The sequence below is a fragment of the Caldivirga maquilingensis IC-167 genome (genome assembly GCF_000018305.1).
Lineage (GTDB): Archaea > Thermoproteota > Thermoprotei > Thermoproteales > Thermocladiaceae > Caldivirga > Caldivirga maquilingensis.
Map to the genome: position 1 here is coordinate 28,679 of NC_009954.1, position 13,578 is coordinate 42,256.

General features: G+C 43.3%; 12 protein-coding genes. 6 read left to right on the plus strand and 6 right to left on the minus strand.

Annotated features, from left to right (window positions below; translation table 11 throughout):
* Window positions 1–190: 190 nt before the first annotated feature.
* The 3 genes from CMAQ_RS00085 to CMAQ_RS00095 all read right to left on the minus strand — a co-directional run bounded on the left by CMAQ_RS00085 (window position 191) and on the right by CMAQ_RS00095 (window position 4,309).
* Complete coding sequence (locus tag CMAQ_RS00085; RefSeq protein WP_012185091.1) at window positions 191–1,717, minus strand: APC family permease; 1,527 nt, start codon at window positions 1,715–1,717, stop codon at window positions 191–193.
* Between the two features lie 166 nt (window positions 1,718–1,883).
* Window positions 1,884–3,302 (minus strand): NAD(P)/FAD-dependent oxidoreductase, encoded by a 1,419-nt coding sequence (locus CMAQ_RS00090; protein WP_012185092.1) that lies wholly within the window; start codon window positions 3,300–3,302, stop codon window positions 1,884–1,886.
* Complete coding sequence (locus CMAQ_RS00095) at window positions 3,299–4,309, minus strand: adenylosuccinate synthetase (RefSeq protein ID WP_012185093.1); 1,011 nt, start codon at window positions 4,307–4,309, stop codon at window positions 3,299–3,301. Before CMAQ_RS00095 ends, CMAQ_RS00090 begins: the two co-directional genes overlap by 4 nt.
* A gap of 116 nt (window positions 4,310–4,425) precedes the next feature.
* On the opposite strand from CMAQ_RS00095, the gene purB reads away from it, so the two are divergent.
* The 4 genes from purB (at window position 4,426) to CMAQ_RS00120 (ending at window position 8,767) form a co-directional block, all read left to right on the plus strand.
* The gene (gene purB, locus CMAQ_RS00100) at window positions 4,426–5,838 is read left to right on the plus strand and encodes an adenylosuccinate lyase (RefSeq protein ID WP_012185094.1); all 1,413 of its coding nucleotides are present in this window, start codon (window positions 4,426–4,428) and stop codon (window positions 5,836–5,838) included.
* Between the two features lie 79 nt (window positions 5,839–5,917).
* Window positions 5,918–6,967 carry a formate--phosphoribosylaminoimidazolecarboxamide ligase family protein gene (locus CMAQ_RS00105; protein ID WP_012185095.1) on the plus strand — a complete coding sequence of 350 codons (1,050 nt, stop codon included), beginning with the start codon at window positions 5,918–5,920 and terminating at the stop codon, window positions 6,965–6,967.
* Between the two features lie 2 nt (window positions 6,968–6,969).
* Window positions 6,970–7,977, plus strand: coding sequence for a formate--phosphoribosylaminoimidazolecarboxamide ligase (locus CMAQ_RS00110; RefSeq protein WP_156769904.1), 1,008 nt, complete (start codon window positions 6,970–6,972; stop codon window positions 7,975–7,977).
* 274 nt (window positions 7,978–8,251) lie between these two features.
* Window positions 8,252–8,767 (plus strand): gamma carbonic anhydrase family protein, encoded by a 516-nt coding sequence (locus tag CMAQ_RS00120; protein ID WP_012185097.1) that lies wholly within the window; start codon window positions 8,252–8,254, stop codon window positions 8,765–8,767.
* Window positions 8,768–8,789: 22 nt separating this feature from the next.
* Here CMAQ_RS00120 and tgtA read toward each other — a convergent pair whose 3' ends face one another.
* Window positions 8,790–10,358, minus strand: a complete 1,569-nt coding sequence (tgtA, locus tag CMAQ_RS00125) for a tRNA guanosine(15) transglycosylase TgtA (protein WP_012185098.1) — start codon at window positions 10,356–10,358, stop codon at window positions 8,790–8,792.
* Window positions 10,358–10,780: an Lsm family RNA-binding protein gene (locus tag CMAQ_RS00130; RefSeq protein WP_012185099.1), complete on the minus strand. Its 423-nt coding sequence runs from the start codon at window positions 10,778–10,780 to the stop codon at window positions 10,358–10,360. Before CMAQ_RS00130 ends, tgtA begins: the two co-directional genes overlap by 1 nt.
* Before the next feature lie 53 nt (window positions 10,781–10,833).
* Here CMAQ_RS00130 and CMAQ_RS00135 point away from each other — a divergent pair, with 53 nt between their 5' ends.
* A complete protein-coding gene (locus CMAQ_RS00135) occupies window positions 10,834–11,181 on the plus strand; it encodes a hypothetical protein (RefSeq protein ID WP_012185100.1) in 348 nt (115 codons plus the stop codon).
* Between the two features lie 16 nt (window positions 11,182–11,197).
* Here CMAQ_RS00135 and thsB read toward each other — a convergent pair whose 3' ends face one another.
* Entirely contained in the window at window positions 11,198–12,871 is a 1,674-nt protein-coding gene (thsB, locus tag CMAQ_RS00140; protein ID WP_012185101.1) for a thermosome subunit beta, read from the minus strand.
* A 124-nt stretch (window positions 12,872–12,995) separates the two neighbouring features.
* Between thsB and CMAQ_RS00145 the strand changes: the two genes are divergently transcribed.
* Entirely contained in the window at window positions 12,996–13,463 is a 468-nt protein-coding gene (locus tag CMAQ_RS00145; protein ID WP_012185102.1) for an 8-oxo-dGTP diphosphatase, read from the plus strand.
* The last annotated feature ends 115 nt before the right edge of the window (window positions 13,464–13,578 follow it).

A 13,578-nucleotide genomic window follows, 5' to 3' on the forward strand; every position in this document is an offset into this window, starting at 1 on the left:
GTACACCTACAGTGGAGGGGGTTTATATAACTTTCTGAGTTATCTACTATCACTATGTAGCTTAATGGATCTTAAACACAACATAAATATTAAGCACGATTCCCTAGGTAATAATAGTGATAAATTTTACTTAGTTTATCTAAGGAATTGAAAGATGAGGATTTAACCTAGGCATCAACGTTAAAATACATTACTCAGGCGGTATCTCAGTGTAGGTTAAGGCAATATCAATGCCAAGTCTCCTCCTATTTAATTCACGGGAAACAAAATACAGTACAATGCCTATTAATACTGCTGCAGCCTCAACACCATAGGCTAACGGATTACCACCCCATATTGATGGATACTCCAGGAATTGGTAGGTTAGAAAACCCATTACCGCGGCTTGAAGCATACCAGATACCGCTAACGCTGCCTTACCAGGTTTACTTAAGCTCATTAAACCAGCCCCCTTAATACCTATTACCACGGCGGCGGCGCCAATAGCCATGTAGTACAGTAACGCCTCAACAACTGCACCATACAGTGCAGTGAATGTACCGTAGAATACACCGGCTAGCGTAATTAGGATGGAGGTTATGGTTAAGTCAAGTAAATGGGCGTAGATTGGTGAACCAAATCTTGGGCTTAGGTAGGTGAGGAAACTTGGTAGGACTCTGTCAAAGGACATGGCGAACCAATACCTAACAACTATAATTGCACCGTAGGCTAGTATAGCTAGGTTCCACGTTACTGAACCTATTCCAATAATCCAAGCCAATACGGGGTTACTCGACGCTGCCATGGCTATTGTCCAGTAGTTTACCGTACCATTTATGCTTGGGTTAGATAAAGCTGCAGTAACGAAGTTGAAGCCTAATGCATGATACATGGCCGTAAAGCCTATTGTTGCGAGGAGCATTGTTAAGAGGGCCGCTGTGGGTACGTTAAGGCTAACAGCCCTTCTACCCTTAATCTCAGAGGACATGGCAGGCCCCGCGTTGAGCCATGGGTATATGTATATTGCGAAGAAGGGTAGCATCATTATTGTTGGGCCTAGTGCGAAGTATGGGCCAGTGTACTGTGAAGCAACCTTACTGTATGTGTATCCATTGGGGAGGAGGCTTGAGACGGCTTCAATGATCTTAACCCTAGGTGTGAGGAATAGTACGAGGAATGATAGAATTAGGCTTAGTATTGAGAATAACGTTAACCCAGTCATTAACCTAATACCATACTTAGTACCCATTATATTTACCGCGACTATAATGGCGAACAACGCTATTGAGAACACAATACTCTCCACTGGGGTTATTGCAATATTAACACCTAGTAGTGGTAGGATTAGTGATAATTGATCAACACCAGCTATGGCTATTAGTGAGTAGTAGACTAAGGATTCTATGACGAATCCGAGGGCCAGCCCGAAAACTAACCAAGCCAACTTTGCTCCAAAGGCCCTGGTTAACCATACGTAGTCTCCTCCTGTTCTTGGTATGTGTTTTGTTAGTGTTGTGTATGTTATTATTTGTGGTATTGATAGTGTGAAGGCTATTATTGATGCTGCAACTAGGTTAACACCAGACACTGTGGGTAAGGAGGCTAGTGTAAAACCAACAGTACCCAAAGCAGCACCAACAGACATATTAGCAACATTAACACTAACAGCATCAACAAAACCAGCCTCCCTAACCAAACCAGTAGAACCCCTAACAAACAAACCCTTACTATTCTCCATATAAACCGCTGAGTAAATTGGTTTAAATAGTTTTCCTTTATTTTAAAATAAAATTAAGTTAATTGATTACATGATTATCATCATCATGTAATCAATTACATAAATGATAAGCACATAGCCTAGCATGAATCCCAGGATCAATAATGGGGATACCTTGATTTTTACATTACTTCAATTTATTAAATAATTCATTTTTAACATCCTTACCAAGCTTAGTTAATATACCCCAGGCAGCAATCACACCTGTAGCTGCTGCAACATTGATTCCCCTTGATAAGCCTGCTCCATCGCCTGCGGCGAATAAGCCATCAATGGTGGTTTCCATTAACTTATTCACAACAGCCCTCATGCTGTAGTACTTTATTTCAGGCGCGTAGAGTAGTGTGTACTTTGATGCTAAGCCGGGCACCACGTTATCAACCTTATGTAGGAATTCCAGGAGGTTGTCAATAATCCTGTGGGGTAGCGCCATCCCTATATCCCCTGGCGTCACGAATTTAAGGGTTGGCTCCACTATACTCCTCCTAATCCTATCCCACGTAGACCTCCTGCCATCCTCCAGGTCACCAAGCCTCTGGATAATTGGCCTCCCTCCACCTAGCTTAGTGGCTAATTTGGCTATGGATTTACCGTACTCAATAGTATCCTCCATTGGGTCCGTTAACCTTATTGATGTTAGTAACGCGAAGTTAGTGTTACTGCTCTTCCTATCCAGGTAGGTTTCACCGTTGACGCCGATGGTTTTATCATCGTAATTCTCCATTACCACGAAGCCACCTGGATTAACGCAGAATGTCCTAACCTTATCGTCATGTGACTTAGTGTACATTATTACTTTAGGATCCATGTATAGTTCAGTTAAGGGATCCATAACGTATCTAGGTACCTCAACCCTAACCCCCACGTCCAGTGGATTCGGGTTAAGCTCAATACCAATCCTCCTAGCCTCATCCCTAAACCACTCTGCCCCAGCCCTACCTGGTGCAATAAGCACTGTTTTAGCCTCCAAGTCACCCCTCTTAGTCTTAAGCCTGAATAAGCCGTCACTACGCGTAATATGTTCAACAGCTGTACCCACTATTATGTTGACGCCGGCCTCCTTAAGGTATGATGTGAAGTTTTCAATAACCCTGATTGAGCCATCAGTCCCAATGTGCCTTTGCCTAATGGGTACTAATTGAGCCCCAACCTTAGCTAAGGATCTTTGATAATCCTCGAATAGTGAGCCGCTTGGTTCAAAAACCCTATCCTGCGGTGCACCGAACTTAATGAATACTTCATCAACGTAATTTATAATACTCATTGATGCGCTCCAACTACCCACTAGTTCATGCAAGTCACCACCTATGTCTGGTCTCAGGTTTATTATACCACTGCTGAATAATCCCGCACCCCCTATACCGTGAGTTATGTGGCATGGAACACATACGCATTTACCAACCTTAGATAATGGGCAATGCCTCTGCCTAGCCATATAACCCTTATCCACTAATGCTATTCTTAATCCATCAGCATTCCTGGTGAGTTCATACGCCGCAAATAAGCCCGCTGGTCCAGCCCCAATTATCGCTATGTCGTAAGTCACTGCGACTCACCCCTTAAATCAACCATGTCTAACGCATCCTCCCCCGTTCCAATTAACGTAACCGGCACACCCAACTCTTCACTAATATTGTTTATCCACTTCCTAGCCTCAGTGGGTAATTCCCCCCACTTCCTCCTCCCCCTCGCCTCAGGGAATAATGCGTCGAGTTTAGTTATGGCTATTTGAGTGGGTTTATTCAGCATTACAGCCCTCTTAGCTAAATCAATGTTAAACGGTGCAACCCTCCTTAACCTACCGGTCACAGTACCCTTCTCAACCCAACCCCTAGCCTCCGCCTCCTCAGGCTTTAACTCACCAGGTAATTCCCCTGCACCAACCCTACTTACGAATGCCTTAAAGATTAATATAATATCACTCACACTCCTTGGGCTAACACCAACCTCACTAATAATACCTGAAGCAGTGGTGTCCCTACTTGTGACGTATGGGTACGTGCCATGGTATAGGCTTAGGAATGTTCCCTGAGTACCCTCAATAATCACAAGCCTACCCCTCTCCAGTGATTCATTAACCTCCCTTGGCACATCAATTAACATGCCCCTTAACTCCTCGAAATCCCTAGCCAACTTAAGTCTCCTAAGAACCCTATCCACCATGGCTGCCCCAACCCCCTGGCCCGTTGAACCAATAGTCTTCATTAAGTACTCATCCCTCCTTTCCGCCTCAACATGCTTATCCTCAATTATACCCGAGGAGTAGTCAACCCAAACCCTCCCCCTACTGCCTGTCTCATCAATCTCCCTCATTAAGACACTAATACTGAATAAAGCCCCTGGGGCAATCATTAACCTGGTTTCCTCATTAGGGAAGCATGAGGGTATTATCCTAACCTTCCATGTACGGTCCCTTAGATTAACCGTGTGTCCTGCATTTATTGAACCTGTCCTAACGCATATGTCGGGTTTATCAACGAGACTGAGGTATGAGATGACTTTGCCCTTACCCTCGTCACCGAAGAAACCACCCACAACTACTGTAAGAGGCACTTTTTAATTAAATAATGCAGCATGTTTTTAAGTTTTTCGTTTAATAATTAACACATTATTGAGTTAATCAATTAAATGATTAGGAGGATTTATTAACCCCAATTAGATTAACTTAAGTGGACATACTAAGCCCCCTTGATGCCAGGTATAGAAATGAATTAAAGGGTTACCATGAGGTAGCCTCAGAGGATGCCTTCATAATGTACCGCGCCAAGGTTGAGTTACTTTACCTTGAATTCCTCATAGATAAATTATCAAAACTAGGCCTAGTGAAACCCATTAATGATGAAGAGAAGCGGAGGCTAAGGGGGATTAGGTTAAGTAGTGGTGATGTTAATGAGGTTAGGAGACTTGAGGATGAACTAGGGCATGATGTTAAGGCACTTGAGTACGTGTTGAGAGGCAGGTTAAAGGCCATTGGCCTTGAGGATTACGCCCACTTAATACACTTAGGGTTAACCTCAGAGGATGTTAATAATTTAGCAATGGGGATAATGATTAAGAGAATACTTTACGAATACTTGATACCAAGCCTAGTGGATTTAGGTAAGGTACTCGTTAACTTAAGCAATAAGTACGCTGACACCCCCATGCTTGCCAGGACCCATGGTCAACCAGCCACACCAACAACCTTCGGTAAGGAAATAGCCTACCACTCCCATAGATTATGCTCATGGATAAGCACCTTAATCAACCTTAAGATTAATGGTAAGGTAGCTGGGGCAAGTGGTTCAATGGCTAGCTTCACCATGATTGCTCAATTGGATTGGCCTAGGGAATTAATGAACTTCGTATCATCACTCGGCCTTGAACCCACACCAGTGGCGACTCAAATCCTCCCCCCAGATAATTTAAATCATATTATTGCAGCAGTGGGTTTAACATCATATTCATTAATTAACCTGGCTCAAGACATGTGGATGTACTCAATGCTTGGTTACATTAAGTTTAAGGGAAGGGTAATTGGGTCATCCACAATGCCTCATAAGGTTAATCCAGTAGACCTTGAGAATGCTGAGGGTAATTTAAAGCTGGGGGCCTCAATGCTCATGGAGATTTCTAAAATCCTGCAATCAAGCAGGTTACAGAGGGATTTAAGTGATTCAACGATTAAGAGGAATCTTGGGTTAGCCATGGGTTACGTGGTGCTTGGATCAAGGAGACTTAGGAAGTTCATGGAGGGTATTGAGGTTAATGAGGAGGCCTTAACCAATGATTTAAATAATCATTGGGAAGTCTTAAGTGAGGCTGTTCAAGTTAGGTTAAGGGTACTTGGCCAGGCTAATGCCTATGAGAAGTCGCTGAAACTCTTTAGAGTGCCGAGAATGAGCATGAGTGATTACATTAATGCGATTAAGGAGTTAGGCGTTAACGATGAGTTGCTGTTGAATTTAAGGCCGAGCAACTACATAGGTTATGCTAGTGTGATTGCGAGGAATATTGCTGAATCATGCACTCAACTACTTAATAAGGCTGAGGATACTTGCATTAAGGAGAGTGAGGCCATGAGTGCGCTTGGGTTTAAGTGAGTCTTCAATTTAATTAATTGATTAAACGTTAACTAGCCTTTGCGAAATATTTAAAAGGTAAATTGATTAGTATGATTACATGGTAACTATAGCCGTACTGGCAAGCCACTCAGCATTAGACGTACTGGATGGTGCAAAGGATGAGGGCTTCAACACAATAGCGGTAGCCAAGAGGGGTAGGGATTTACCTTACCGTGAATTCCCAGTGGTGGATAAGTTGATTCTCGTCGATGATTTCAAGGAGTTGATCAGTGACCGTGTAATTAATGAGTTGAGGAACAGTGAAGCCGTCTTCATACCCAATAGATCCTTTGCAGTGTACGTAGGTTACGATAATATTGAGGATAAATTCCCAATACCAATATTCGGTAATAGGAGGCTACTCAGGTGGGAGGAGAGGACTGGTCCATGTAATTACTATAAGTTACTTGACCATGCTGGGATTAGGAGACCAAGAACCTTCAATAGTATTGATGAGGTTGATAGACCCGTTATAGTTAAGCTCCCTGAAGCTGCTAGGAGGGTTGAGAGGGGGTTCTTTATAGCTAGGGATAGGGATGACGCCTTAAGGAAGGTTAAGGAATTAGCTGATAAAGGTATCATAAGGTTAAGTGACTTGGATAATGCATCAATAGAGGAGTTAGTTATTGGCGCCCATTTCAACGCCAATTACTTCCACTCTAAGGTAAGGGGAAGGCTTGAGTTACATAGTTTCGATAGAAGGATTCAATCAAACCTAGATGGCGTCTACAGGATACCGGCTCAGGATCAAATTGGGCTTAACATTGATGTTAGGTACATTGAGGTTGGGCATGAACCAGCAACCATAAGGGAGAGCCTACTTGAGAAGGTTTTTGAAATTGGGCATAGGTTCGTTAAGGCAACTGAGGAAATGGTACCACCCGGGGTTATAGGGCCGTTTACCCTTCAATTCATGGTAACCCCTGAATTAGACCTGGTGGTTTATGATGTCGCACCCAGAATAGGCGGTGGCACTAATGCTTACCTGGGTATTGGCGGGCAATACAGTAAACTCTACTTCGGTAAACCCATATCAATAGGTAGGAGAATAGCCATTGAGGTTAAGGAGGCTGTAGCCAATAGCATGCTTGAGAAGGTGACCACATGAATATTGAGGCTACTTTAAAGAACTATGACTTAAGTAAATTAAACGTAGTCACAATAGCCAGTCACTCATCGCTCCAAATATTGAGGGGGGCTAAGAGGCATGGGTTAGGTACCGTGGCTGTGGCTAAGCCTGGGTCGGGTTGGTTTTACAGGCGTTTTAACTTCATAGATAATGTTATTGAAATTGATTTAGGCAGTATGGAGCAACTTGCAGGTGACTTGGTTAAGAATAATGCAATACTCATACCCCACGGTAGCTACGTGGAGTACGTTGGGTGGAGGAGGGCATTAAGCATGCCTATTCCAACCTTCGGTAACAGGTACATTATTGAATGGGAGGCTGATCAGAGGAAGAAGATGAGGCTACTGGAGTATGCTGGAATACCCATACCTAGGTCATTTAATGACCCGACCCAAGTCGATAGGCCTGTTATAGTTAAGTTATCTGGTGCAAAGGGTGGTAGGGGTTACTTCATAGCTAAGGATGCCGGTGAACTTGCAGGTAAATTAAGCAGTATTAATACGGATGATTACATAATACAGGAGTACGTGATTGGTGTACCAGCCTACTACCACTACTTCGACTCTAAGGTATATGATCGTGTTGAATTGTTTGGAATGGATTTAAGGTATGAGAGTAACGTTGACGGTAGATTATTCAACCTAGCTGAACCAACCTTCGTAGTTACTGGTAATATTCCACTGGTTCTAAGGGAGTCCCTACTACCCACGGTTCAGAAGTATGGTGAAGACTTCTCAAGGGCTGTTGCGGAATTAGTGCCACCGGGTATGATAGGGCCGTATAGCTTAGAGTCAATAATTAAGGATGACTTATCAATAGTGGTTTTCGAATTCTCAGGTAGGATTGTTGCAGGTACGAACGTATACATGGGTGTAGGTAGCCCATACTCAGTACTGTACTTTAATGAACCAATGGACATGGGGGAGAGGATAGCCCATGAGATAGTGAATGCTGTTAAAAGAGGTAAATTAATCAATGTATTAACATAGTCAGCAGCGGCATTCATCCTCATTAATCAGTGGGCTCTAGAATCATCACGCTTAAGGCCCCTTAACTCACATTTATTAAATTTCCCAGCATCAAGTAATGCACTGAAAGCCCATGCAGTGGTGAAATCCATGTAATGCATCATCAGTATGGTTAAAGCCGGCAGCATTGCAGCCGTGGTTAGGCTTAATGCCTTAATAATAATTAATGCGTTACTTAATGTTGATACACCTGCGTGGAGCAAATCTTAAATTAATGAGCTTAAGGGGGACTCTTATGCCCATCATCAGCTTCAATGGTAAGGCACCTAGGATTGGTAAGGGTGTCTTCATAGCTAACACAGCGTACGTTATTGGTGATGTGGATATTGGTGATGAGGTTAGCCTATGGCCTTACGCCGTTGTTAGGGGTGATGAGGACTCTATTTCAATAAGTAGGTTCAGTAATCTGCAGGATCATGCAGTGGTTCACACTGATAAGGGGATTAAGACAATTATAGGTGAGGGGGTTACTGTTGGGCATAGGGCAATAATCCACGGGGCTAGAGTCGGTGACTACGTGCTTGTGGGTATGGGGGCTATACTGCTTAATAATGCTGAGATTGGGGAATACTCAATAATAGGCGCTGGCGCCGTGGTCACTGAGGGCACTAGGATACCGCCTAGGAGTGTGGCTGTGGGTGTACCGGCAAGGGTTATTAGGAGCGTTACTGATGATGATGTACGTAGGATAATTGAGAATTATAAGGCTTACTTAGAATTAGCTAAGCTTTATGGTGGTAATAGCCTATAGTTATTAAAAACACCTTCCACGGTTACTTAATTCCACTGCCCTCATTAACCCGCTTCATTAAGGCTAATCCCACATACTTCTCGTATGCTTTAATATTCTTAAGTGAGTCAACGTAAATAATGAAGCACTCACCACTGCACTTAATGAACTTAACCAAATCCCTATACTTATCCTCCACCAGTATTACTGAGTCCCTTATCTCATATTTAATCGGCCTTGGTTTAACATTCACACGTACCGTTTGGGAGAAGGGGTATACGTCGCTTAATTCAATTGGGATTAAGCCGTAGACCTCATTATATGTGAAAACCCTTACACCCAACCTAGTAACTTCATTGGCTATTTGAGTCCTTATGAAGGGTTCCTCATAGTCACCAATAATAATGAGGACATTGGTTAAAACACCCATACCCTTAATCAACCTCCTTAATCTACGCCTAGCCCACTGAACCTCAGGTCTCGCTAAGTCACTATTATCCAGAATACTCAACTGCGTTGCATTAACCTTAAGCCCACTGGCTAATTTAATGGTTAGTTTACGGAATAGTGAACTATTACTTAAGGTTAAGTAAGCCCTATAAACCGATGGATGCTGCCTAGCCTTCTGAGCCACGTAGCTCCAGATATCATGCTCCTTAATCCTCTGCTTAATCTCCATTAACTCCCTTGACAGTGTCCACAGGTTATGCTGGGCAATTAACCTAATCCTCTCCTCCTTACTCATCTCCATTAACTCCCCAGCCCTCTTACCGCAGCCATCAAGGACGTAATCCTTATCCAATTCACTTAACCTAACAGTCCTACTGCTTAATATTATTCTATCATCATTGGCGTAAAGCATGTATGAGGCTGAGTCGAATAAATCAATACCTAAGGCGACCGCTAGGGGTAGTATTAATGGGTGGCCGACACCGAATAAGTGTACTGGTTTACCGGGTGGTATTATTGACTTAACCGTGAGTATCATTTTAATTATGCCTGTGAAATTATAAGCCTGAAGCAGTGTAGTGGGGCTACCTATTGCATATATGTCGAAGGGTAATTCAGAAACCATCCTAGCTGAGTAGGCCAGTAAATCCCTATAAACACCCCCCTGGGTTGGTCCAACTATAAGCATTCTATGTTCAGGATCCAGCTCCTTAAGTTGAAGTATAGCCCTCCTGGCCCTCCTAATGGTTTCATTAACCTCAACCTCCACAAGCTCCCTTGGCCTAGGGTAACTGGTTGGTATATCCAGTATAACGCCTATATCACTACCTATTTCAACCTGGTACCTTAAGGCCTCATCAGGACTCACCTCAATGTTACCGTACTGGAGTATTTGATATGCGCCTGAATCAGTCATTAATGGGCCATCCCAGCCTATGATTTCATGAAGCCCAACCTCCCTGGCGGCGTCACCGTAGGTTTTCCTTATAATGTAGGCGTTGGTTATGATTTGATTGAAACCAAGCTCCTTAATCCTACTTAAATCAACGTACTGCTTACTTGGGTTTATTACAGGGAATAATGCAGGAGTCTCTATTACACCATGCCTAGTGTACAGTTTACCAATCCTAGCTATCTCATCCTTCTCTATTACCTCAAACATTACCTCTTCCTCGATTGGACGTATTCATCGTAAATCTCCTTAACCCTCCTAGCCACTAATCCAGTTCCCTTAACACCCTCCTCGGTAACAGTAACGTTCTCGCTCACTATTATGGTATTGGTTTCCTCAATGTACTTCACCATTCCTGGGAAGTACTTCTCAAGTATTTTCGCCAACTCCCTTAAGTCAATGTACTCCTCCACTAGGGCAATATCCCTAATTGCCTCTGATTTAATTAAAACCTTAGGGAACCTTTCATTCCTATCATTGGTAACGTCAACTAGGACAATATTTAATCCCTGATCTATACCGACTAATTGCCCCCTGTAGAATGAGCCACCTATGAGGTTAACTAGAACCTTCCTACCTAACATACCCATTACCTCCGCGTTGAATCGCCTTGCTCCTTCACCAAAAGCCATACCAGTGGACTTATGCAGTGGCCTTTTTAAACTCTAATAGTATAAACCCACCTATGTACGAGTATAGAGGTACGTATAAGGTTACGGGGATTGAGTATGAGCCTAATAATGTGGTTAAGCTTAGGCTTGAGGGTGAGGGTTCATTAATTACCGTTGAGTTACCTGCCATTATTAATAAGTTTAAGCAAGGTGACTCGGTTTTAATATCCCTCTCCAGTAGTAAGGATGAGAATTATAAGGGGAATTGGGATGTATACATGTGGGGTATGGTGTATTACCTCGGGGAGAACTTTATGAGAATATCAATAGGCGGCTTCATACTTCACTTGGAGGGTAATGTAAGCAGTAGGCCGAATCTAGGTGATAAAATTTACGTTGGTTTAAAACTATTAACTAATTGATATTTTATTATCTTAGTTACTCAAAGCTTCCTGATGAACCAGCCCCCTCCTCCCCCTCCTTCTTACCCTTCTCACCGCCGCTTTCAATCTTACTTGCGGCAATTATCTCATCAATCCTAAGGATCATTGATGTAGCCTCCACAGCAGCCTTATAGGCCTGGGTCTTAACAACCAGTGGTTCAATAATGTTCATTGCAACCATGTCAGCCACCTTACCGCTGAAGGCGTCAATACCGTACTTCCACCCATCCTCCCTGCTCTCATGCATGTGCCTAAGCTCAGTGAGTATATCTACTGCATCAAGGCCGGCGTTCTCCGCAAGTGTCTTAGGCACTGCCTCTAATGCGTTAGCGAAGGCCTCAATTGCGTACTGCTCCCTACCACTAACCTTAGCCGCCAACTGCCTAACTGCCTTTGCTGCCTCAATCTCAGGTGCACCACCGCCTGGTACTATGAATGGGTTCTCTATTACATCTGATACTACACTTAAGGCATCTGTTAGATTCCTCTCAGCTTCATCAACCAGTCTCTCAAACCCACCCCTAATGAGGATGCTCACTGCCTTCGGGTTCCTGCACTGTTCAACGAACACCATCTTCTCATCCCCAACCCTCCTCTCCTCAACAAGACCAGCGAAGCCTAGGTCATTCTCAGTTAAATCATCTATATTAGTTACCAGTCTCCCTCCAGTTGCCCTAACAAGCTTCTCAATGTCACTCCTCTTAACCCTCCTAACAGCCATAATACCGGCCTTAGCCAGGTAGTATTGGGCTATGTCATCAATACCCTTGGTTGTGAAGACTACATTGGCGCCTATTGACTTAAGCTTATCAACGTAACCCCTCAGTATATTCTCCTCCTCATCTAGGAACGCCTTAATTTGGGTTGGGTCCTGGATCCTAATCTCTGCATCAATCTCAGGCTTCTCAACCTCAAGTGGCGCATCAAGTAGAGCTATCTTAGCGTTAGTGATCTTCTTAGGCATTGCGGCATGAACAACCTCCTTATCAACAACCACACCCTGAATGAGTTGAGTATCAAGTAGACTGCCGCCGTGCTTCTTAACTAATTGAACATTATCCAAGTCCGCAATCCACTTATCACCCCTCTGCTCCTTAATCATTGATACTGCCCTGGCCGCTAATTCAGCGAATTGATCCTTAACGGTTTCACTAATCTTACCATGCATTGAGGTTGCAGCAACCTTCTTAAGAACATCAATATTATCCCTATCCACTGGGGTAGCTATCTTGGTTAAGTACTGGATTGCGGCGTCAAGACCCTTCTTAAAGCCTGATATTATTACGGTTGGGTGAATGTTCTTCTCAATCAACTTCTCAGCCTCATCAAGCAGCGCCCCAGCTAATACTACTGCTGTGGTTGTACCGTCACCAACCTCATCATCCTGCGTCTTAGCTATCTCAACAAGCAGCTTACCTATTGGGTGCTGTACATCCATTTCATTAAGTATTGTTGCGCCATCATTGGTTATAGTTATGTCACCGAGGCTATCAATAAGCATCTTATCCATGCCCTTAGGCCCCAGTGTAGTCCTCATTACCTCTGATACCGCCTTAGCAACCATTATGTTTATCCTAAGCGCCTCCTTACCAAAGGCCCTCTGCGTCCCCTCCTTAAGTACTAGTACAGGGACTCCACCTATCTGAGCAATGTAGGCCTGCTGACTCATACGTGCCCTTAAAACCGCTTCTATATAAACCTTTCCTAATGTAGCGGAAGTAAAGACACATGTTAAACCAGCCTAAAAGCAACATGCACTAAATCCTTAATAATCACGGGGTTATTAAGGATTTATGATACTCCTTGAAACGTTACTATACATAATTAAGAACGGTAAAGTACTGCTAATAAGGAAGAAGAGGGGATTAGGTGCCGGTTACTTCAATGGTGTTGGCGGTAAGGTTGAGGATAATGAGGATGTTAACAATGCGGCAATCAGGGAATGCATAGAGGAGATCGGCGTTAAACCAAGGGGATTAAAATGGATGGGGCTCCTGGAGTTCTGGAACTACGATAATAATGCGATTGAATCCATTCACTTCGTTCACGTATTCACAGCCAGTGATTACAATGGTGAACCCAGGGAGAGTGATGAAGCTGAGCCACTTTGGTTTAACATTAATGAAATACCCTTCAACTCAATGTGGGAGGATGACTCACTCTGGCTACCCTTAATTTTAAGTGGACGAAGAATATACGGTAGATTCATTTTTAATAAATGGAGGATGATAAGTCATGAAGTTCACTCAATCTGCACTTAACGCTCATCGTTAACTCAGTAGACTATTAATTATTCAAGCACCCTGCGCCTTAATTTCATTTAACTAATCTAATTCTATATACTATGTCAAGTTTTATACTTGCACTATACAAAAT

What these genes read in the sequence shown, in the direction of transcription:
- thsB (WP_012185101.1), bottom strand. Translation starts at nt 12,871, where the DNA reads ATGAGTCAGCAGGCCTACATTGCTCAGATAGGTGGAGTCCCTGTACTA.
- CMAQ_RS00135 (WP_012185100.1), top strand. Translation starts at nt 10,834, where the DNA reads ATGTACGAGTATAGAGGTACGTATAAGGTTACGGGGATTGAGTATGAG.
- CMAQ_RS00085 (WP_012185091.1), bottom strand. Translation starts at nt 1,717, where the DNA reads ATGGAGAATAGTAAGGGTTTGTTTGTTAGGGGTTCTACTGGTTTGGTT.
- CMAQ_RS00120 (WP_012185097.1), top strand. Translation starts at nt 8,252, where the DNA reads ATGCCCATCATCAGCTTCAATGGTAAGGCACCTAGGATTGGTAAGGGT.
- CMAQ_RS00145 (WP_012185102.1), top strand. Translation starts at nt 12,996, where the DNA reads ATGATACTCCTTGAAACGTTACTATACATAATTAAGAACGGTAAAGTA.
- tgtA (WP_012185098.1), bottom strand. Translation starts at nt 10,358, where the DNA reads ATGTTTGAGGTAATAGAGAAGGATGAGATAGCTAGGATTGGTAAACTG.
- CMAQ_RS00130 (WP_012185099.1), bottom strand. Translation starts at nt 10,780, where the DNA reads ATGGCTTTTGGTGAAGGAGCAAGGCGATTCAACGCGGAGGTAATGGGT.
- CMAQ_RS00105 (WP_012185095.1), top strand. Translation starts at nt 5,918, where the DNA reads ATGGTAACTATAGCCGTACTGGCAAGCCACTCAGCATTAGACGTACTG.